The following is a 19,065-nucleotide window of genomic DNA, read 5'->3' on the forward strand; positions in this document are numbered from 1 at the left end:
TTTATAAGTATTGAATTATTAAATTTTGTATCATTTGCGCGAGTTTTTCATTAAGTTTTTCTAAGTCTTGTTCACATTCACTAAGAAGATTTTCTTTTGTTTTTATGGCTTGTTCAAGTCCAAGTAAATTGACAAAAGAATTTTTATGAGTATCGTTGTTAGTAGGCTTTCCGCTTTGTTCTTGACTTGTAGTTACATCGATAATATCATCATTGATTTGAAAAATCAGTCCTAGTTTTAAACCAAGTTTGTAAATTTGATTGCTTTCTTCGTTGTTAAGTTCGCAAATTTCACAACCCATTTTTAAAGCTGCAGCGATTAATCTTGCGGTTTTGTGTGTATGTAAAAACTCAAGTTCATTTAAACTCAGTCTTTTGTCTTCAAAGAAACAATCAATAGCTTGTCCTATGACCATTCCATTAAGTCCTGCATTAAAGGCAAGGGTTTTGATGAGTTTGATTTTGATTTCATCTTTTAAATGAGCATGACTTAGAACTAAAAAAGCTTCAGTATTTAAAGCATCACCCACTAAGATGGCTGTAGTTTCATCGTAGCTTTTGTGTAAGGTTGGAATTCCTCGTCTAAAATCCGCATTATCCATAGCGGGTAAATCATCATGTATGAGTGAATAAGTATGGATAAATTCCAAAGCTAAAGCCACATCTAAAGCTTGATTTAAAAGTTCAGGTTTATTGCTTTGTACTACGCTTAAAAGCAATTGTGCACGAAAATGCTTTCCTCCTGCTTTTAGCATAAGGGCTAAAGCTTCATTAAAAAAAGGATGAAAACTTTCAACTTTAGGTAGATTTTTTTCTAAGTGATGGATAAAAAGTTCTTTTAAATTCACTTAGTAAGCCTTATGAAAAATTGAAATTTACCGTCGCCACCTGAGTTGGCATTTCCGCCTAGTTCATTGTTGAAATTTGATAAAGGTAATTTAGTACTTTTGCGTTCAATCAAGATGCTAAAGTCATTACCAGCGCTTAAAATATTTTGTAATTCTTTAAAATTATTTAAAATAATATTATTAACGCGTAAAATTTTATCTCCTACCATAAATCCTGCATTTGATGCTTTTGATTTTGGATCTATTTTAGTTACAACAAGACTAGTATTAACCGTTAAACCAAGATTGCTTGTGAAATTTGTAATTTTTGGTTTTGGTTTAGAATCAGGAAGATTAAATTTGCTCAAATCTTTTGCAAAAACTTCAGTAGAAATATTTAAATCCATATTATCACGCAACACTTGAAAATAAAGAGTGCTTCCGCGATCTGCAAAAAGAATTTTTTCATTGAGTTTTCTTAAATCATTGGCGGGCAAGCCATCAACACTTATAACTTGATCGTTGATTAAAAATTGTGGATTTTTTCTTACATTGTTAACATAAATTTTATTTTCTCGAACAACAAAATCAACGCCAATATCCCCCCAATAAGCATCGTTATATTTCATAAAATGTTTTAAATAGCGATTGCCTATAAAAGAGCTATTATTTAAAGCAATCCCCATCATTTCACAGCACGGAGTCCCTAAAAGTCCTATTTTAGAATTAAAATCAAGTTGATCTTTTTCGTCAATATTTTGAGCTAAATACTTAATATGCCCTATATAAGGTTTATTAGGATCCCAAATTCCAACCCAATCATTACGAGTAAGTTTTTCTTCATCACCCATAGGAGTAGGGATTAGGCTAAAGTCAGTTCTTACAAGATATAAATTTAAAAATGGATCATATTTTACATATTTGTTAAGCTTAGTATTAGGCTGTTTTAACACAGCAAGTAAATTTTCACTGAGTGCAAAAGCTGGCATTCCTTCATAGTTGAGCATGCTTGCCTTATTTCTTTCATAACCTGCTAAAAAATCTTCAAATTTAGGTCTTTCTATACCAAAAGACAAAGTAAAAAGCATGCAAATAATTAAAATTTTTTTCATAATTTCATACCTCCAAAACCGCCTAAAACATCATTCGCCATACTTGAACGATTTTGCGCAACCATAGCCAAAACATCATTAATTGCAGAAATAAGTAAAATTTGCAAGGATTCTTTATCTTCAAGTAAAGAATCATCAATGCTAACATCGATAATCTCGCCTTTTCCATTGGCACTTACTTTAACAAGCCCTGCTCCACTTTTGGCACTAAATTCACGATTTGCAAGTTCTAGTTCTATATTTTTTGCTTTTTCTTGAACTTGATTTAAAAGTTCTCCCATTTTAGAAAAATCCATATTTTCAAACATTGATTATCCTTGATTTTTTAAAATTTCATTAACAACTACTTTATCACTAAAAGGATATTTTATCCCTTTAATTTCTTGAGTAGTTTCATCACCTTTGCCTAAAATAACGACTAAATCGTCATTTTCTTTTAGTTCTAAAGCTTTTTTTATAGCTTCTTTTCTATCTTCTATCATTAAAACTTTTTCTTTTTTAGTAAAGCCTGATAAAATTTCTTCCATGATGGTTTTTGGTTCTTCGCTGCGTGGATTGTCACTTGTAATGATAGCAATTTTTGCAAAATGTTCGACGATTTTTCCCATTAAAGGGCGTTTGGTTTTATCTCTATCTCCACCTGCTCCAAAAACAACGATGAGTTTTTTATTTTTAAGAGTGTCAAGCACTTTTTCAATGCCATCAGGCGTATGAGCAAAATCTACAATCACGCCTTTTGCTACTTGTTCTACCCTGCCACAAACCCCGCCAAATCCACTGATAGCTTTTTCCAAGTCTTTTAAATCAGGCTTTACGAGTTCATTCACACAAGCACTAGCAACTAGAAGATTGTAAAGATTAAAAAGTCCTAGCAAGGGCGAGTCTATGTGAAAAGTTTGATTTTTATTTGTTACAATAGCACTAATGCCTTCTTCTAAAGAATAAGCTTTGATTTGATATAAAGCAGGATTTTCTATGCCATAAGTAAAAGCATTACGCACATTAAATTTAATAGCCAAAGCATCTTTGTTGATAAATTTTAAACTCTCATCGGTAAAAAAAAGTTCTTTTGCTTCTTTATAATTTTCAAAAGTACCGTGAAAATCTAAATGATCTTGAGTGATATTGGTAAAAATTTTAGCAGCAAAATTTAAGCCTTCGATGCGGTTTTGAATTAAGGCGTGTGAGCTTACTTCCATGATGAAAAAATCACATTTTTTTTGAGTGGCTATTTGTAGGTATTCTAAGGTTTTAAGAATAGGGGAGGTGGTTAAGGATTTTTCATCGATTTGTTCATCGTTGATAAAAGCTCCTCTTGTCCCACAAAGCCCACACTTATAACCTAAATCCAATAAGATAGAATAAATCGCTGCTGCGGTTGTGGTTTTGCCATTGGTTCCTGTGATTCCTATGATTTGAATCTTTTCATCGATTTTTAAAAGTTTTTTACACTCATTTACATCAATGATTTTTGCACCTTTTTCTAAGGCTTGAGCGTGAAATTTAGCATTTTGTGTGGTTTGCAAAAAAAAGCATTCTTTTTCACACTCTAAGGTGTTATCTGTAATGAATGAATTTTCAAGTTTTAATTTCACTTTTAAATCCCATGAGTTTTTCTTGGAGTTTGATAAATCTATCATTTGCCCAAAAATGAGGCATAACATTTTCTATGTAATTTAAAGTCATATCTTTATAGCCATTATCAAGTAATTTTTCCAAAAAATCTAAAAAATCATCACGATTATCAATAACTAATTTAGTGCTGTTAATGATATTTTCAAAACTTTTTTGAAAGCCAAGTTCTTCTTCGCTTTTTAAAAAATCTTGATAATTTAACGCATGCCCATCTTCAAATTCGTTTTCCTGTTTGTTTTCTTGTTTTTTAAATTCAATTGTACTTAAAATTTCTTCTAAGTCTTTATCGATACTAGAGATTTTGTAATGTTCTATATAAAAATCAAAAAGTAAAGAAGCTTCTTTGGGAGATTTTAAAGCAAGATCGCAAAGGCAGATAAAATTTAGCAAGCGTTTATTTTTGCGTTTTTCATAAGCCATAGAAAAATACATTTTTGCAGTTTTAAAATCTTTTTTGTAAAAATGTTCAATTCCAAGTTTTTTATAATTTTGCAAATTCGTCTGCTCCGCCATTTAAATTGATTATAGTGATTTCTGGATGAATATCAATCTTAAGTTGCCTTTCAAGACCGTATTTTAGCGTTGTTCCACTCGATGCGCAGCCTTTACAAGCTCCTATTAAATGGACATAAACGATCCCATTTTTAATTCCTAAAAATTCAAGCCCTCCGCCATCACGTTCAAGCATAGGCAAGCTCTTTTCTAAACTTGCTTTAACAGGATTTACAAGCTCTTCATCACTAAAAGGCATCATAATTTATCCTTAAAAATTTTTATATACTTTAGCGTGATTGTGTTTAAAAAAAGGTAAATTAAGGCTTGAAATTTAAATAAATTAAAAAGGTTCGTCATTATTTTGTATGCTAAATCCTAAATCATAAGCTGTAAAGTTTTTGTTACCAAAAATTCCATTTAAGTTTCTAAATGATTGTTGGAGAATTTCTTCGTTTTTTTCATATTTTAAGAAGCTTAAATATTCTTTTAAAAAATTATTTAATTCTTCGGTATTTAAATTTTTAATTAAAAGATTTAAATTTTTATCAATAAGCGTAAAAAGTTGTTTTTTTAATGCGAGTGTAGAATTTTTAATTTTTACATTGTTTAAAAAAGCTAAATTAACCTTACAAATACCTAACAAGAATTCGCTATAGTTTAAATTTTTTCGAATATTTTTACTTTCAAATTCTCTAATATCGCTATCTTCATAACCCTTTTTTTCTAAAATTTTATCCAATAAAATCTTATGTTTAAAACAAACACTATCACTAATTTGCTTAAAATCGTTACATATATCTGGATGCTGTTTTAAAAAAGCTATAAGTTCTAATTCTGCAATGTGAATTTTTTCTTTAGGAAAATTGTATTTATTTTGAGAAATTAAAGGGGTTTGTATGGTTTTTTTTGAATTTTGTGATAAGACAATAAATTTTTCATCCACTTTTAATAAATTTGAAACTAGACTAGTGTAAGAATTTGCCACTAAAGGTTCAAGATTAAAGGTGAATTGTTGTATAGTTTCTAAAGCTTTTTGTTTATCAAGAGCAGAAATTATGGAATGAGTGGATATTAAGCGTCTGATATAAAATTCACCAAGCTCTATTCCTTCATCGAGTATATCATGAAGTTTTGTGCTTTCATTTTTTGCTACGAGCTCGGCAGGATCTTTTCCGCCTTGTAAAATTGCCACTTTACCGTCTATTTTGTTTGTGCTTAATAAAAATGCAGATCGTGTCGCAGCTTTTAATCCTGCTTCATCATTGTCAAAACATAAAATCACTTTTGCATCATAACGGCGGATTAAGGGTAAATGATGTTCGGTTAATGCTGTTCCAAGAACTGCTACAGCATTGTTAAACCCTGCTTTGTGAAAAGCTATTGCATCCATGTATCCTTCACATACTATTATTTCTTTTTTTTTGGCTATATTTTCTTTAGCGATGTTAAAAGCATAAAAAATTCTACTTTTATCAAAAAGTATATTTTGGGGTGAATTTACATACTTTGCCGGTACATTGGGATTTAAAGTACGCCCTCCAAACCCTACCAATAAGTCTTTATGATCGTAGATTGGAAAGGTGACACGCCATATAAAACTTGCGTAAAATTCATTATTTTCATCTTTTTTTAAAGCCCCAACACTCATAGCATCTTCTAAAGGAATTTTTTGATTTTGCAATAATCTTATGCTATCTTCGCTTGCTCCTGCAAAACCTAATTCGAATTTGGCTATATCTTTGTCATTTAAAGCTCTTTGGTAAAGATAGGTTAAGACTTCTTTGTGGTGTTTGAGATTATCTTTAAAATACGCATTTAAGCTTGGTAGTATAGACTTTAGCTCTTTTTTATTTTCTTGTTTTTCTTTTGTATAGCTCAAAGTAAAATTACTAAGGCTTGCAACTTTTTCAACCGCATCAGCAAAACTTAATTTTTCATAATCCATTACAAATTTAAAGGCATCTCCACCAGCTTTGCAAGCAAAACAATGATAAAAACCTTTGGTAGGATTGATATGCATAGACGGGTTTTTATCTGCATGGAAAGGACAGATACACACAAAACTAGAGCCTTGTTTTTTTACTTCAATATAATTTTCTATAACATCAACAATATTAAGTCTTTGGGATAAATTTTCTATACTTTCTTTAGTTATCATTTTACAAACCTTGTTAAAATTATACAAAGATTTGGCTATAATTTGGCATAAAATTTTTAGAGCGAGACTATGGATTTTTTCTTTGTAGAATACAGAGACCCTTTAGTAGGGCTTATAATTTTAACCATTTTAGTATTTGTTGTAGCTGTTGCAAATTATATTTGGAAAATATTTGCTAGCAAAGATGAAGAACAAAAGCTTGAAAAATTTATAAAAAAATTTGAAATGGATAACGCTCATAAAGAGTTATTAAGAAATAGTAGCTTGAGTTTTGGAAATTTAAGTTTTTTGGCTGAAATTTTTACTAAAAGCGGGGAATTTGAAAAAGCAACTCAAATTTATTTGATTGCTCTTGAAAAATGTAAAGATAAACAAGAAAGAGAATTTATTTTCCTTTCTTTAGCAAAAGTTTATTTTAAAGCAGGATTTTTAGAGCGTGCAAAAGAAGTTTTATTACAAGCTTTAAAACTGCGTCCAAGAAATATACAAGCCTTAAAACTTTTAAAAATTGTTTATTTAAAACTTCGTTCTTATAAAGAAAATTTAGAACTTTTAGAATGTCTTTTTGAGCTTAATGAAGATGTACAAAAAGAGCGTGATTTTATCAAAGCTTTAGAACTTTGTACTTTTAATATTACTGATGAAGAAAAAAAGAAAAAACTTTTAGAATTTAAAATAGAAGATAATCCTATGTTGGGGCGTTTAGTTTTTGAAAAATATCATATGTTTTTAGGGCAAAATTTTTTTGATATTTGTGATTTGCTTTATAGAGAAAATGAAGCGTTTAATTTAGAAAATCAAGATTTTTTAGAATTCTTTTATGCTTTGGGTAAAATTTCAAAGCATGATGATACGCACCAGTTTGTTTTTGAAAATTCTAACTTTAAAATGTTAAAAATTTTAAAAGATAATTCTTTTAATGCGGGGTTAGAATTTTCATATCGTTGTTCTGAGTGTAAAAATGTAATGCCTTTGTTTTTTTATCACTGTCCTGTTTGTTATGAGTTTAATACTTGTAAAATTATTTATGAAGTGAAAAACAATGAAACACATTGAAATTTATACAGATGGCTCATGTCTTAATAATCCAGGTTTTGGCGGATGGGCTTATATTTTGCGTTATAAGGAGTATCAAAAGGAAGGTTTTGGAGCTGAGGCTAATACCACTAACAATAGAATGGAGCTAATGGCAATTATTGAATCTTTGAAGGCTTTAAAAGAGCCTTGTGAAATTTCGCTTTTTACAGATTCTAACCTAATGGTTCAAAGTATTAATGAATGGCTAGAAGGATGGATAAAAAAGGATTTTAAAGGTAAAAAAAATATAGATTTATGGAAGGAATATATTAAAGTGGCAAAATCTCATAAGATTAAGGCTTTTTGGGTAAAAGCACATAATGGACATTTGGAAAATGAAAGGTGTGATACATTGGCGCGTGAAGCTGCTTTGAAAATTGCAAGGGAAAATGATGAAAAACATTGAAAAGCTAGAGCAGAGTTTAACTTATGAATTTAAAGATAAAAATCTTCTTATACATGCTTTAACCCATAAAAGTTTTAAAAAATCTTACAACAACGAACGCTTGGAATTTTTAGGTGATGCCGTGCTTGATTTAGTTGTAGGTGAATACCTTTTTCATAAATTCGCCAAAGATGCCGAAGGAGATTTATCTAAGCTTAGAGCAGCTTTAGTGAATGAAAAGTCTTTTGCAAAAATTGCAAATAGTTTAAATTTGGGCGATTTTATTCTTATGAGTGTTGCTGAGGAAAACAATGGAGGAAAAGAAAAGCCTTCTATACTTTCAGATGCGTTAGAAGCCATTATAGGTGCTATACATTTAGAAGCTGGGTTCGAGTTTGCAAAAACTATTGCTTTAAGGCTTATAGAAAAAAATTTCCCTCAAATTGATGCAAAAATTCTTATAAAAGATTATAAAACAAAATTACAAGAGATTACACAGGGAAAAATCGGACAAACTCCGCAGTATGAAACAGTGCGTGCTTTTGGCCCTGATCATTTAAAGCAATTTGAAATTGCTTTAATGCTTGATGGTAAAGAACTTGCAAGAGCTATTGCAGGAAGCAAAAAAGAAGCACAGCAAATGGCAGCAAAAATTGCACTTGAGAAATTAGGAGCTTTATAGTGAATACCTTTGGTACGAGATTGAAATTTACAAGTTTTGGTGAGTCTCATGGTGTGGCTGTTGGATGTATTATTGATGGAATACCTGCTGGGGTTAAATTTGATGAAGAATTTTTGCAAAATGAGCTTGATAAACGCAAAGGCGGAAGTAAATTTGCAACACCAAGAAAAGAAAGCGATAAAGCTCAGGTTTTAAGCGGGGTTTTTGAAGGATATACAACGGGTCATCCCATAGCTATAGTGGTTTTTAATGAAAATGCTCATTCTAAAGATTATGATAATTTAAAAGATCTATTTCGTCCTGCTCATGCGGATTTTACTTATTTTTATAAATATGGCATAAGAGATCATAGGGGTGGGGGTAGATCAAGTGCTAGGGAAAGTGTTGCTAGAGTGGCTGGTGGTGCAGTTGCAGCGATGCTTTTGCGTGAATTTGGCATTTGTGTTCAAAGTGGTGTTTTTGGGGTAGGAACTTTTGTATCAAATTTGAAAGAAAAAGAATTTGATTTTGAATTTGCTAAGAAAAGTGAAATTTTTTGCCTTGATCCAAAACTAGAAAGTGACTTTAAAAATGAAATTTTAAATGCTAGAAATTCAAAAGATAGCGTAGGCGCTGCTGTTTTTACAAAAGTTAGTGGTATGCTTATAGGACTTGGAGAAGTTCTTTATGATAAGTTAGACTCTAAATTAGCTCATGCTTTAATGGGAATTAATGCTGTTAAAGCAGTTGAAATAGGCGAAGGTATTAATGCAAGCAAAATGCGCGGATCGTGTAATAATGATGCTTTAAAAGATGGCAAGTTTTTAAGCAATCATAGCGGAGGAATTTTAGGAGGAATTTCAAATGGAGAAAATCTTATTTTAAAAACTTATTTTAAACCTACTCCTTCTATTTTTTCCAAGCAAGAAAGTATAGATAAATTTGGCAATAATTTGGAATTTGAACTCAAAGGTAGGCATGATCCTTGTGTAGGTGTTAGAGGAAGTGTTGTAGCTAGTGCTATGGTGCGTTTAGTTTTGGCTGATTGTTTGCTTTTGAATGCGAGTGCGAATTTAAACAATTTAAAAAATGCTTATGGATTAAAATAAAAAAAGCCCATTTTCATGAGCTTGATTGCAATATTTTGAAAAGATTCAAATACTATATCGCTTGTTTTGCTAAATACTTTATACTTTAACTAATAAAAAATTGATTAATATCAGCCTTATTTTCAAAAGCTATGCTTGTATAAGCTTGATTTTTAAATTTAAGTTCATAGCTTTTTCCTGCTTCGTGTTTAGTATAGGTAAGGGCTATTTTTAAGGCAAGTTCTAAGTCTTTTTCTGAAATTTTTTCATCTACCAAAGAGTAAGCTCCGATTAAATCCCCAATTTCTATTGCTTCATATTTAGGGGTTTTTAAACCTTTTAAAAGAGTATTTTCAAGTTCATTTCTACCTATGATCATTTTAGCTCCATTGGGTAATCTTAAATGACGACCATATTTTAAAAGTTGTGCGTCATTAACCTGCATATCTTTGTCAAATTCTATGAAATCTCGAATTTTTTTAGCAAAACTATCAAGAGTTAGCAAACAACCTCCACCCGGGCTTTCAAAGTCTTCTAAGCCAAATTTAGCTGCAAGTTCAAGTTGTCTTTTACGACTTCTTCCACTAATACCTTCGAGTTTTTCTCTATCTACCCAACCTTCTCTTTCAGGTTTGGTTAGAGGCAGGTTTTTTGCACACATAGGACGCAAGATTAAATCTTCTTCATCAAGAGCAAGTTTTTTAACCTTTGCCATCGCATCACTTCTTTGACTCATAGGGCGTTGTCCTAAAACTTCTCCTGTGATGATAAAACTTGCATTTTCTTCTTTTAACATAGCAAGAGCAGTTTTAAACATAAAAGCATGACAATCTATACAAGGATTAAAATGTTTGCCATAGCCATATTGTGGATTAAAAAGCACTTCTTGAAGATAGGAATTTCTTACATCTATCATTTCAAAATCCGCACCTACCATTGCCGCACGCTTTTTCATGATTTCGCTTTTATCACTTGTGCTTCCAAAACCTATGTTGATATTTAGAGCTTTAACTTCTATGCCTTGTGCAGTGATGAGTTTCATTGCAAGCATACTATCAAGCCCACCGCTAAAAAGAGCTAATGCTTTCATTGATTCCTTTCTGAGATTATAAAGTTTTTTAAGATTTTGTCGATTATAAAAGGTATAATTTTAACTAAAAAATCTTTAAAATAAGGATTAGAAAGTGTTAAAAATAATTTTGGTTTTAAGCATTTTGAGTTCTTTTACTTTTGCAAATTCTTGTGCTAACTACGAGCAAGAACTTAAAAAGTGTAATTCTTTAAAAAATTCACATGAGAGAAAAATGTGTCGTTTAGGTTTATTTGCAAAATGTAAAAAAGGATAAATAATGCAAATCGATACTTCTGCTAGTTTAACTCATTCTTTAACTAATAATGTTGATAAAAAAGAGCTTAGCGTATTAAAAAAAGAAGATCAAGATAAAATTCCCGTGCAAGATCTTTCGAGTTTAAATAGCGATAGTGTTAAGGTTGTTTTTGAAAATAAGCAAGGTGAACTTATAGCTTTAAATTTAAGCAATGAGAATTATAGTAGTTTACAAAAAAATTTTGGTTCTTATACGAATTATGTTGCTAGAAATGATGGTAGTATAAGGCTTAATGGCGAAGCAAACCAATTTGTTTCAAATTGGTTTGAAAGTGTAAAAGATAATTTTGGTTCTTTAAATTCAAATTTAAATAATAAACAACAAAGTGTAAAATTAAATTTTAATACAAGTACTCTTCAACAAAGTATGCAAAATTTAGGCTTTAAAACAAGCGATGAAAAAATATCTGATGATGCAAATATAGAAGAAAAATTAAATTTTTTTATTGATAAAGATGTAAATAAAGATGGTAAAGTTGATGATAGTGATGTTAAAGAACCTAGCATGAGAGAAATTTTAAGCGACATTAAAGAAGCATCAGGTGGTGGAGCTAATGCTATGAAAACCATAGATCCGCAAAAAATCAATAAAAAAGATGATAGGGAAAATAATATCAAAGAAAAAGAAGACGAAGATTTGCTTCAAAAAGCTCAAGAAAAAGGTTTAAGTGCTTTAAGTGCTGATGAGCAGGCAAAGCTTGAGGCTAGTAATCCTGAAGAATTTGAAAAACTGAAGCAAAAATCTTTGCAAGAATTAAGTCAGAATTTAAGTAAAGATTTTCAAAATAAAATTGAAAATCAAGAAGCGCAAATTGTAGATAAGAGAGTGTAGCAAATTATAATTTTATCCTCTTAGGGTTTTAAAATCATATATAATAGGTAGTGTAATTCTTAAATCCCCGTTATAGTATGGAAAATTTAAAGAAGCTTTTCTTATGCTTTCTAAAGCACTTTTATCTAATAAATCATATCCTGAGCTTTCTATAATTTTTAAATCTGCTAAAGTTTTGTTTTCTTTCCATAAAAATTCTACTTTTACAGTTCCTTGCATACGCATTTTTTTTGCTTGCCTTGGATAAAATTGTGCTTGTTGTATAGCTTTTTGGATTTCTTTTAATACAGGGTGATTATCTTTTCCTTGTGTTAATTGAGTGATCTTAGGTTTGACATTTGTATCAGTTGTTTTTGCAAAAGTTTTAACTTCTTGAGTTGGTGCTATTGGGGTTTTATTTGGTATTGGGTGTGGAGGTGTTTTTTTTATCTTTTTTTGAATTTTTTCAGGAGTTTTTTTAATAACTTTTGGCTGAGGTTTTGGTTTGATAGGTTCTATAATGGATTCTGTTGGTTTGGTCTCATTTGTTGGATTGGTTTGGGTAAATTGTTTTATTGCTAAAGAAAAAGAATCTTCATTTTTAATTTCCATTTTAAAAAAGTCATTTGAGTAAAAAATGACAAAAAGCAAAGGTATAAAGACTATAAAAGTTATATAAGAAGCTTGGTATTTATGATTTAAAAATAAAGTTTTCATTTGTTTTTCTCAGTAAGAATCTGAAAATTTTCATGTTCTTTGGCTTTTAAAAAATCTATAATTTTTACAAAGCTTTCAAATTTAGCATTTTTATCGCTTTTTAGTTCTACTATGGTTTTTTTATCAAGTGAAAAAATAGCATTTTGAACTTCATTTAAATCAGCTAATTTATCATTTAAATAAAAAGTATTTTTTTCGTCTATGGTTATAAGAAGTTTTTTTTCATTATTGCTTATATTGGTAGCATTTTCACTTGAAGGAAGTGAGATTTGAATTTTTCCATGCGCAATAAAGGTTGAAATACTAAGCACTATAGCAAGCAAAACAAGCATAATGTCTATAAATGGAACTATATTTAAACCTTCATTTTTTGGTAGTTTAAGCATTTTTATTTGCCTTATAAGCATTGCTTAATAGAGAAACTTTTCTAAGTAAGGCATTATAAGCCATTAAAGCAGGAATAGCAACCAAAAGTCCTAAAGCTGTAGCTTTAAGAGCTAAAGAAAGTCCCACGACTATAGATTTGACATCTATATTACCCGCCAAGCCCATTTCGTAAAATGTAACCATGATGCCTATTACAGTACCTAAAAGTCCTATATAAGGGGCATTGGAATAGATGATATATATAGTGGTTAAATTTTCACTAATCGCATCATCAAATTGCTCTTGATTCTCATAATTTTTAAAGTTAATTTTTCTAAAAAATAGCATTCTTTCTACGACACACCAAAAAGCTATAAATGCCATAATTCCTAGAATTAAAAAGATAATTAAGTCGATGTAATCTTTTAGAAATTCCACATTTTTCTCCAAAAATATACTTATAAATTTTAAAAGATTATACTATATAAAAAATAAATTTATAATTAATATCAATTATCATAATTTTTAAGAAATTCTTGTTTATAGTTTTTATTTTTATTAGGTTATAATTTATAAAAATTTAATAGGGTTTAACATGACTATAGATTTAAATCACAATTTTACCTCTTTTGTTCTTCTTGATGAAGTTGATTTTAATTTTTCGGAGTTAAAAAGCATTTTAGAAGATAAATTTAATATAAAAATAGCTGATGAAAATTTTACCAAAGAGGGCGTGATTTTTTCATATGAAAATATGTTAGTTACTCTAAATTTGATTAAAAATCCTATACCTAATCACGAAGCAGAATACTATGCAAATTTTAATTTTATGTGGAAAGATGCCTTAGAGCAAACTAAAAAACATAAAGCTCATCTTCTTATAGCGGTGCTAAGTCAAGATCAAAGCAAATTAGAACAAGCTAAAATGTTTACGAAAATTGCAGCTTTATGTTTGGATAATAAACATGCTTTAGGTTTTTATACAGGTGCAGTTGTTTTAGAGCCCAGTTTTTATATAGAAAATGCAAAAATGTTAGATGATAATCGCTTGCCGGTATATAATTGGATATATGTTAGTGTTTATTCTAGTGAAAATGGAGTTAATGCTTATACTTATGGGCTTAGAAATTTTGATAAATTAGAACTTGAAGTTTGTGATTTAAACATAGAAGAAAAAGAACTTTTCTTTTGTATTTATGATATTGTTTTGCATATTTTAACTTATGATATTAATCTAAAAGATAAAGATATTTTAAAATTTGAAGATGGAAAAGAAATAAAATTTATAAAAAGTCAAGGTATAAGTGTTGAGAATGAAAGCTTGAAAATTATTTTTTAAGTTTCACATTCACTTCACAGTTTTGAGTTAAACTTTCGCCAACCAAGACAAAAAAAGGAGAAATTATGAAAGCAAAACTAACTTTACTTGCTTTGTTGGGTACTACGGTGCTTTTAGCTAAAGATATGGTTGTTCCTGCTAGTGAACTTCCAAATAATGCCAAAGAATTTATTTCTAAAAATTTTAAAACCGCTCAAATTGGTTTGGTGAAAAAAGATATAGATTCTTATGATGTGATTTTAAATGATGGAACTGAAATTGATTTTATGATCAATGGAGAGTGGAAAGAAGTTGATGGAAAATATAAGGCTTTGCCACATACTATCTTACCTAATGTTATGAAAAAAGTGAGTACAACTCAACCAAATGCTCAAATTCTTGAAGTAGACAAAGAAATTAATGGTTATAAATTTAAGTTTAATAACAATATGGAAGTTTATACAGATATGCAAGGAAATATTCTAGGTCAAAAATTAGATTAATTTTTGAAAATTTAACTCCCTTAGAAAATTTGATGCAAAAATTTGGAAGCATAGTCTTCCAAATTTTTATTTTTTGATTGCAAAATCCAAAATATATTTAGTTTTAAAATAATACTTTATTGATACAAGTGATTGTTTTTTTTATAAAATTAAATTTACAAAATGTTACATAAGATTTAAAATATTTTTTTTAAAAAATAATTATTTATAAATATTTTGCTAAAATAAAAGAGATGTAATCTTAAATTTAAGGAAGAATAATGAATACTCCTAAATGGACTAGTCACGATACAAGGTGGGTTTTATCTCTTTTTGGAACGGCTATTGGAGCCGGCGTACTTTTGTTACCTATTAGTGCTGGGCTTGGTGGATTGATACCTTTGTTAGTTATACTTGTTTTAGCTTTTCCTATGACTTACTTAGCTCATAGAAATTTATGTCGCTTTGTGCTTTCAAGTTCTAATCCAAAAGATGATATTACTTTTGTTGCAGAAAGTTATTTTGGCAAGGGCGGTGGATTTTTAATTACACTTTTGTATTTTTTTGCTATTTTGCCTATTTTATTGGTTTATAGTGCTAATCTTACAACAACTTTGCTTGAGTTCTTAATCAATCAGTTCAATTTCAATGCAGATCTTACTCATGCTGCTCGTTGGTGGGTGAGTTTTTTGATTGTTGGAGTTTTGGTTTTGATTTCTATTCTTGGTGAAAATGTTGTAACAAAAGCAATGAGTTTTCTTGTTTTTCCTTTTATTATATTTTTATTTATTTTTTCATTGCTTTTAATTCCACAATGGAATTTATCGTTATTTGCAAATGTTGATTTTTCCGTAATTTCAACAAGTAATTTTTGGGTTACTTTATGGCTTGTTATTCCTGTGATGGTATTTAGTTTTAATCACTCTCCTATCATTTCTTCACTTGCTTGTTATTGTAAAAAAGAATATGGTGGTTATGCTGAACCTCGCGCTAGAAAAATTATTTCTTTGGCAATTATTCTTATGGTTTTTGTTGTAATGTTTTTTGTTTTTTCTTGTGCTTTAACCTTTACACCAGAAGATTTTGCATCAGCAAAAGATCAAAATATCAATATTCTTACTTTTATAGCAAATAAATTTCCTGAAGTTTCTTTACTAGCTTATGTTGGACCTATTGTTGCACTTGTGGCTATTAGCAAAAGTTTCTTAGGGCATTATCTTGGTTCTCAAGAAGGCTTAAATGGTATTTTATATAAAGCAAGTAATGGTAGAATTCAAGGTAAATTCGCTCAAACTTTAACAGCGATCATTACCTTTGCTATCGCGTGGTTTGTTGCGTATAAAAATCCAAGTGTTATAGGAATTATCGAGGCTATTGGTGGTCCTGTTTTGGCTATTTTGCTTTTCTTAATGCCGCTTTATTGTATTTATCGTTTTGATATTTTGGCAAGGTTTCGTAATAAATTTTTAGATCTTTTTGTTTTGGTAATGGGGATAGTTGCAATTTCTGCTGCAATTCATGATCTTTTATAAATTAAGGATAAAAAATGAGTAATTTAAGCATTTTTAAAATAGGTGTTGGCCCTTCTTCTTCTCATACTTTAGGGCCTATGCTTGCTGGAAATTTATTTTGTAAAAAAGTTGCTAAAAAGCTTGATGAAATTGATAGAGTTGAGGTTACTCTTTATGGTTCTTTGTCGTTAACAGGCAAAGGACACTTGAGTGATAAGGCTGTGATTTGGGGGTTAAATGGCTTAGAAGCTAAAAATTTAAGTGCGGCAATACAAGATGAAGTAAATAAAAATGCTATTGAAAATGCTCAAATTGATTTTTGTGGCGAGAAAAAACTTAGTTTTAATTATGAAAAAGATTTGATATTCTCTAAAGATTTTTTACCTTTACATGAGAATGGTATGAAAATTAAAGCTTATGATTGTAAAGGTGGGTTAGTTGATGAGGAAACTTATTATTCTGTAGGTGGAGGCTTTGTTTTAACAGCTGCGGAATTAGAAAAAAAAGGTAAAAATTCTAACCAAAATAAAAAGAAAAAACTAGATATAGAGCTTAATAATGCTAAAGAAGCTTTAGAGCTTTGCGATAAAAGAGATTGGGATTTAGCAGAGCTTTCTTATCGTTATGAATTGCAATTTCACACTAAAGAGGAAATTCGTGCTTATTGTCTTGAAATTTGGGAAGTGATGCAAGAAGTGTATTATAATGGTACGCACCCGAATGAAGATTATTTGCCTGGAAAACTTCATTTAAAGCGTAGGGCTAAAGGACTTAAAGAAAGAGTAGCGATGACAGCTGATCCTATGGGTATTATCGATTTTATTTCTTTATATGCTATTGCGATTGCTGAAGAAAATGCTAGCGGAGCAAAAGTCGTAACCGCGCCAACAAATGGAGCATGTGCTGTTATCCCTGCTGTTATGCTTTATCTTAAAAATCATACTATAGGTTTTAGTGATGAAAAGGCTATAGAGTTTTTATTAACAGCAATGCTTATAGGTTCTTTTTATAAGAAAAATGCAAGTATTAGCGGAGCAGAAGCAGGTTGTCAAGCAGAAATTGGTAGTGCTAGTTCTATGGCAGCTGCGGCTATGGCAACAGTTTTAGGAGCTAATGCTTTTAAAGCATGTAATGCTGCTGAAATGGCAATGGAACATCATCTAGGTCTAACTTGCGATCCAGTTGCAGGACTTGTGCAAATTCCTTGCATAGAAAGAAATGCCTTTGGAGCCATTAAGGCCATAAGTGCTGCTAGAATGGCAATGACACGCAAATCCACTCCTATGGTAAGCCTTGATGAGGTTATAGAAACCATGTATGAAACAGGAAAAGATATGAATTATAAATATAAAGAAACTTCTTTAGGTGGTCTTGCTACAAATTTAAAAACAGTATGCTAAAGTGTTTTTACACTTTAGTGTATTTTTTCATTCTTTGACTCAAAAATTCTTTCATTTCTTCTTTGGAAAAACTTTTGAGAATGCGAATTTGCTTAAAAAGCAAGCCAAGATTGATTACTCCCATCACTAAAAGCAATAAGCAAATCATTAAAAAAAGAAGATCTATGGCTCCAAATTCATTAATCATAGCCAAACTTGCAAAAAATACACTCGCTAATAATAAAAAAAATAAAAGCAATATTTGTTTTAATTTTGCTTCATTAAAATTATCGCAATTTTGAGTGAAATTTCTAAAAAGTATGATCTTTTTACCCAAATTTGAAACTAAAATTTCATCATTTTCCTTAAATAAGCCTTCTTTTAAACTTTGATAAAAAAAGATTTCATTGTTTAAATTTAAATCATCTTTGTAGCTTGATAAGGTGTAGTCCTTGTAAAAAAAGGATTTTAATTCATTTTTCTTTTCTATTTTAAATAATCTTAAATCATTTCTCGCATAAAAAAATCCACTAAAGTTCATAAATGCCATAAGTATCACTCCCTAAAAAATTCCTGTAAAGTGGCTTGAAATTTAAAGGTATTGTAACATTTTTTTCATCATTTAAACTTGAACTTTGGAAAATCAAAAACATATCTATTTCATCTTTAAAGATTTTGAGAAAATTTTCTCCACCCTCATACATTAAAAATTTAGCTTCACTTGGAATTTGGGTATAAATTTGGCGGTTTGGAACTTTAAATAAAGGGATATTTTTATCAAAATTATCTATATTTTGACGGCTTAAGATACAAAGATTAGGCGCTTTTGCTTTGCAAAGCCTAGCATCTAATATAGGGCAATCTTTTCTTATGGTTTCTCCACCGACTACAAGCAAATCAATCACCGCTCTAATTTCATGTGCATAAGTGCGACTTAGCTCATTGCTTACGATTTTGCCAAAAGGTGAGCCGTTCATAGAAAGGGCTAATTTAAAAAGTTTAAATTGCCCTTTTTGCCATTTTAAAAAAGGTTTTAAAAGTTTTTTTCCTTCTTCTTTAAGTATGTCAAATTCAACCTCTATACCTTGTTTTTTTAAAAATTCAGCTCCACCACTTGCGATTTTATTTTCATCTTTAACGCTGATGAAAATTTTTTTAAAACCTAGCTCGCTAAAGAGTTTTGCACAAGGAGGTGTTTTTCCTTGATGAGAGCAAGGCTCAAGCGTTACAAAAGCTATGCTATCTTTAAATACACCTTGATGGTTTTTGCAAATAAACTCATGTAAGGCGTTTACTTCTTTAGGCAATGAAATTTCAGGTCTTAAGCTTTTAAAAGCATGAGCTATGGCATTAAGTTCTGCATGAGCCAATCCAGCTTTTTCATGAGCTTTTATGGCTAAAATTTTTTCATTTTTATCTAAGATTACACAGCCTACGGCTGGATTTGGATAGGTTAAAAACTGATATTTCCAAGCCTCATTTAAAGCTAAATTCATATAAAATTCTTTCATTTAGCTACCTTGTATTTTAAAATTTGACATATTTTTAAAATTTTATATTTTTGTTTTAAAATAATAAATTCTAAATTTTCCATTTGTATTTCTTATTTTTAATTATATTAGTCATAGTTTTTCTAAGTTTTTTAGGATATAACAAA

23 protein-coding genes are annotated in these 19,065 nt (G+C 30.0%); 10 read left to right on the top strand and 13 right to left on the bottom strand.

Annotated elements, in window-relative coordinates:
• Nucleotide 1: 1 nt before the first annotated feature.
• The 7 genes from ELQ06_RS00565 to dnaG form a co-directional block, all read right to left on the bottom strand.
• Complete coding sequence (locus ELQ06_RS00565) at nucleotides 2-847, bottom strand: polyprenyl synthetase family protein (protein WP_002877869.1); 846 nt, start codon at nucleotides 845-847, stop codon at nucleotides 2-4.
• Nucleotides 844-1,938, bottom strand: a complete 1,095-nt coding sequence (locus ELQ06_RS00570) for a PDZ domain-containing protein (RefSeq protein ID WP_002866852.1) — start codon at nucleotides 1,936-1,938, stop codon at nucleotides 844-846. Before ELQ06_RS00570 ends, ELQ06_RS00565 begins: the two co-directional genes overlap by 4 nt.
• Complete coding sequence (locus ELQ06_RS00575) at nucleotides 1,935-2,246, bottom strand: YbaB/EbfC family nucleoid-associated protein (protein ID WP_002851172.1); 312 nt, start codon at nucleotides 2,244-2,246, stop codon at nucleotides 1,935-1,937. Before ELQ06_RS00575 ends, ELQ06_RS00570 begins: the two co-directional genes overlap by 4 nt.
• Before the next feature lie 3 nt (nucleotides 2,247-2,249).
• Entirely contained in the window at nucleotides 2,250-3,533 is a 1,284-nt protein-coding gene (locus tag ELQ06_RS00580) for a UDP-N-acetylmuramoyl-L-alanyl-D-glutamate--2,6-diaminopimelate ligase (protein ID WP_002867548.1), read from the bottom strand.
• Nucleotides 3,517-4,068 (bottom strand): hypothetical protein, encoded by a 552-nt coding sequence (locus ELQ06_RS00585; protein WP_002851410.1) that lies wholly within the window; start codon nucleotides 4,066-4,068, stop codon nucleotides 3,517-3,519. Before ELQ06_RS00585 ends, ELQ06_RS00580 begins: the two co-directional genes overlap by 17 nt.
• Nucleotides 4,055-4,327 carry a NifU family protein gene (locus tag ELQ06_RS00590; RefSeq protein ID WP_052782074.1) on the bottom strand — a complete coding sequence of 91 codons (273 nt, stop codon included), beginning with the start codon at nucleotides 4,325-4,327 and terminating at the stop codon, nucleotides 4,055-4,057. Before ELQ06_RS00590 ends, ELQ06_RS00585 begins: the two co-directional genes overlap by 14 nt.
• 81 nt (nucleotides 4,328-4,408) lie before the next feature.
• Complete coding sequence (dnaG, locus tag ELQ06_RS00595; protein WP_052797904.1) at nucleotides 4,409-6,226, bottom strand: DNA primase; 1,818 nt, start codon at nucleotides 6,224-6,226, stop codon at nucleotides 4,409-4,411.
• Between the two features lie 69 nt (nucleotides 6,227-6,295).
• On the opposite strand from dnaG, the gene ELQ06_RS00600 reads away from it, so the two are divergent.
• Genes ELQ06_RS00600 through aroC form a run of 4 tightly spaced genes read left to right on the top strand, consistent with a single transcriptional unit; the run spans nucleotide 6,296 to nucleotide 9,458 of the window.
• Complete coding sequence (locus ELQ06_RS00600; protein ID WP_052797905.1) at nucleotides 6,296-7,282, top strand: CDC27 family protein; 987 nt, start codon at nucleotides 6,296-6,298, stop codon at nucleotides 7,280-7,282.
• Nucleotides 7,269-7,709, top strand: a complete 441-nt coding sequence (gene rnhA, locus ELQ06_RS00605; protein ID WP_002851277.1) for a ribonuclease HI — start codon at nucleotides 7,269-7,271, stop codon at nucleotides 7,707-7,709. Before ELQ06_RS00600 ends, rnhA begins: the two co-directional genes overlap by 14 nt.
• Entirely contained in the window at nucleotides 7,696-8,370 is a 675-nt protein-coding gene (gene rnc / locus ELQ06_RS00610; RefSeq protein WP_002851153.1) for a ribonuclease III, read from the top strand. The genes rnhA and rnc overlap by 14 nt, the downstream gene beginning before the upstream one ends.
• Nucleotides 8,370-9,458, top strand: a complete 1,089-nt coding sequence (gene aroC / locus ELQ06_RS00615; RefSeq protein ID WP_002870201.1) for a chorismate synthase — start codon at nucleotides 8,370-8,372, stop codon at nucleotides 9,456-9,458. Before rnc ends, aroC begins: the two co-directional genes overlap by 1 nt.
• Nucleotides 9,459-9,543: 85 nt before the next feature.
• On the opposite strand, the gene ELQ06_RS00620 is transcribed toward aroC, so the two are convergent.
• On the bottom strand, nucleotides 9,544-10,527 hold the full coding sequence (locus ELQ06_RS00620; protein ID WP_052794004.1) for an MnmA/TRMU family protein: 984 nt from the start codon (nucleotides 10,525-10,527) through the stop codon (nucleotides 9,544-9,546).
• 94 nt (nucleotides 10,528-10,621) lie between these two features.
• Between ELQ06_RS00620 and ELQ06_RS00625 the strand changes: the two genes are divergently transcribed.
• Nucleotides 10,622-10,783 carry a hypothetical protein gene (locus tag ELQ06_RS00625; RefSeq protein WP_002937383.1) on the top strand — a complete coding sequence of 54 codons (162 nt, stop codon included), beginning with the start codon at nucleotides 10,622-10,624 and terminating at the stop codon, nucleotides 10,781-10,783.
• 3 nt (nucleotides 10,784-10,786) lie between these two features.
• A complete protein-coding gene (locus tag ELQ06_RS00630; protein ID WP_052794003.1) occupies nucleotides 10,787-11,656 on the top strand; it encodes a hypothetical protein in 870 nt (289 codons plus the stop codon).
• Nucleotides 11,657-11,668: 12 nt separating this feature from the next.
• Here ELQ06_RS00630 and ELQ06_RS00635 read toward each other — a convergent pair whose 3' ends face one another.
• Genes ELQ06_RS00635 through exbB form a run of 3 tightly spaced genes read right to left on the bottom strand, consistent with a single transcriptional unit; the run spans nucleotide 11,669 to nucleotide 13,156 of the window.
• On the bottom strand, nucleotides 11,669-12,352 hold the full coding sequence (locus ELQ06_RS00635; protein ID WP_052797906.1) for an energy transducer TonB: 684 nt from the start codon (nucleotides 12,350-12,352) through the stop codon (nucleotides 11,669-11,671).
• The gene (exbD, locus tag ELQ06_RS00640) at nucleotides 12,349-12,738 is read right to left on the bottom strand and encodes a TonB system transport protein ExbD (protein ID WP_002851470.1); all 390 of its coding nucleotides are present in this window, start codon (nucleotides 12,736-12,738) and stop codon (nucleotides 12,349-12,351) included. The genes ELQ06_RS00635 and exbD overlap by 4 nt, the downstream gene beginning before the upstream one ends.
• The gene (gene exbB, locus ELQ06_RS00645; RefSeq protein WP_002851166.1) at nucleotides 12,731-13,156 is read right to left on the bottom strand and encodes a TonB-system energizer ExbB; all 426 of its coding nucleotides are present in this window, start codon (nucleotides 13,154-13,156) and stop codon (nucleotides 12,731-12,733) included. The genes exbD and exbB overlap by 8 nt, the downstream gene beginning before the upstream one ends.
• A 157-nt stretch (nucleotides 13,157-13,313) precedes the next feature.
• Between exbB and ELQ06_RS00650 the strand changes: the two genes are divergently transcribed.
• The 4 genes from ELQ06_RS00650 to ELQ06_RS00665 all read left to right on the top strand — a co-directional run bounded on the left by ELQ06_RS00650 (nucleotide 13,314) and on the right by ELQ06_RS00665 (nucleotide 17,429).
• Nucleotides 13,314-14,057 (top strand): DUF4261 domain-containing protein, encoded by a 744-nt coding sequence (locus ELQ06_RS00650; protein ID WP_044261739.1) that lies wholly within the window; start codon nucleotides 13,314-13,316, stop codon nucleotides 14,055-14,057.
• A 65-nt stretch (nucleotides 14,058-14,122) separates the two neighbouring features.
• Nucleotides 14,123-14,539, top strand: coding sequence for a PepSY-like domain-containing protein (locus tag ELQ06_RS00655; RefSeq protein ID WP_002938612.1), 417 nt, complete (start codon nucleotides 14,123-14,125; stop codon nucleotides 14,537-14,539).
• A 260-nt stretch (nucleotides 14,540-14,799) separates the two neighbouring features.
• The gene (locus ELQ06_RS00660) at nucleotides 14,800-16,050 is read left to right on the top strand and encodes a serine/threonine transporter (RefSeq protein WP_002843382.1); all 1,251 of its coding nucleotides are present in this window, start codon (nucleotides 14,800-14,802) and stop codon (nucleotides 16,048-16,050) included.
• A 14-nt stretch (nucleotides 16,051-16,064) separates the two neighbouring features.
• Nucleotides 16,065-17,429 (top strand): L-serine ammonia-lyase, encoded by a 1,365-nt coding sequence (locus ELQ06_RS00665; RefSeq protein ID WP_002892094.1) that lies wholly within the window; start codon nucleotides 16,065-16,067, stop codon nucleotides 17,427-17,429.
• Between the two features lie 7 nt (nucleotides 17,430-17,436).
• On the opposite strand, the gene ELQ06_RS00670 is transcribed toward ELQ06_RS00665, so the two are convergent.
• Nucleotides 17,437-17,958 carry a hypothetical protein gene (locus ELQ06_RS00670; protein ID WP_002879889.1) on the bottom strand — a complete coding sequence of 174 codons (522 nt, stop codon included), beginning with the start codon at nucleotides 17,956-17,958 and terminating at the stop codon, nucleotides 17,437-17,439.
• The gene (ribD, locus tag ELQ06_RS00675) at nucleotides 17,939-18,919 is read right to left on the bottom strand and encodes a bifunctional diaminohydroxyphosphoribosylaminopyrimidine deaminase/5-amino-6-(5-phosphoribosylamino)uracil reductase RibD (protein WP_052797907.1); all 981 of its coding nucleotides are present in this window, start codon (nucleotides 18,917-18,919) and stop codon (nucleotides 17,939-17,941) included. The genes ELQ06_RS00670 and ribD overlap by 20 nt, the downstream gene beginning before the upstream one ends.
• Nucleotides 18,920-19,065 lie beyond the last annotated feature (146 nt).

Origin of the sequence: Campylobacter sp. CH246, from assembly GCF_004378835.1 — a bacterium.
In the GTDB taxonomy this organism is placed as follows: domain Bacteria; phylum Campylobacterota; class Campylobacteria; order Campylobacterales; family Campylobacteraceae; genus Campylobacter_D; species Campylobacter_D jejuni.

What these genes read in the sequence shown, in the direction of transcription:
- ELQ06_RS00620 (WP_052794004.1), bottom strand. Translation starts at nt 10,527, where the DNA reads ATGAAAGCATTAGCTCTTTTTAGCGGTGGGCTTGATAGTATGCTTGCA.
- ELQ06_RS00650 (WP_044261739.1), top strand. Translation starts at nt 13,314, where the DNA reads ATGACTATAGATTTAAATCACAATTTTACCTCTTTTGTTCTTCTTGAT.
- ELQ06_RS00630 (WP_052794003.1), top strand. Translation starts at nt 10,787, where the DNA reads ATGCAAATCGATACTTCTGCTAGTTTAACTCATTCTTTAACTAATAAT.
- ELQ06_RS00655 (WP_002938612.1), top strand. Translation starts at nt 14,123, where the DNA reads ATGAAAGCAAAACTAACTTTACTTGCTTTGTTGGGTACTACGGTGCTT.
- ribD (WP_052797907.1), bottom strand. Translation starts at nt 18,919, where the DNA reads ATGAAAGAATTTTATATGAATTTAGCTTTAAATGAGGCTTGGAAATAT.
- ELQ06_RS00590 (WP_052782074.1), bottom strand. Translation starts at nt 4,327, where the DNA reads ATGATGCCTTTTAGTGATGAAGAGCTTGTAAATCCTGTTAAAGCAAGT.
- ELQ06_RS00660 (WP_002843382.1), top strand. Translation starts at nt 14,800, where the DNA reads ATGAATACTCCTAAATGGACTAGTCACGATACAAGGTGGGTTTTATCT.
- ELQ06_RS00575 (WP_002851172.1), bottom strand. Translation starts at nt 2,246, where the DNA reads ATGTTTGAAAATATGGATTTTTCTAAAATGGGAGAACTTTTAAATCAA.
- ELQ06_RS00670 (WP_002879889.1), bottom strand. Translation starts at nt 17,958, where the DNA reads ATGGCATTTATGAACTTTAGTGGATTTTTTTATGCGAGAAATGATTTA.
- ELQ06_RS00600 (WP_052797905.1), top strand. Translation starts at nt 6,296, where the DNA reads ATGGATTTTTTCTTTGTAGAATACAGAGACCCTTTAGTAGGGCTTATA.
- rnhA (WP_002851277.1), top strand. Translation starts at nt 7,269, where the DNA reads ATGAAACACATTGAAATTTATACAGATGGCTCATGTCTTAATAATCCA.
- dnaG (WP_052797904.1), bottom strand. Translation starts at nt 6,226, where the DNA reads ATGATAACTAAAGAAAGTATAGAAAATTTATCCCAAAGACTTAATATT.
- rnc (WP_002851153.1), top strand. Translation starts at nt 7,696, where the DNA reads ATGAAAAACATTGAAAAGCTAGAGCAGAGTTTAACTTATGAATTTAAA.
- ELQ06_RS00570 (WP_002866852.1), bottom strand. Translation starts at nt 1,938, where the DNA reads ATGAAAAAAATTTTAATTATTTGCATGCTTTTTACTTTGTCTTTTGGT.
- ELQ06_RS00635 (WP_052797906.1), bottom strand. Translation starts at nt 12,352, where the DNA reads ATGAAAACTTTATTTTTAAATCATAAATACCAAGCTTCTTATATAACT.
- exbD (WP_002851470.1), bottom strand. Translation starts at nt 12,738, where the DNA reads ATGCTTAAACTACCAAAAAATGAAGGTTTAAATATAGTTCCATTTATA.
- ELQ06_RS00665 (WP_002892094.1), top strand. Translation starts at nt 16,065, where the DNA reads ATGAGTAATTTAAGCATTTTTAAAATAGGTGTTGGCCCTTCTTCTTCT.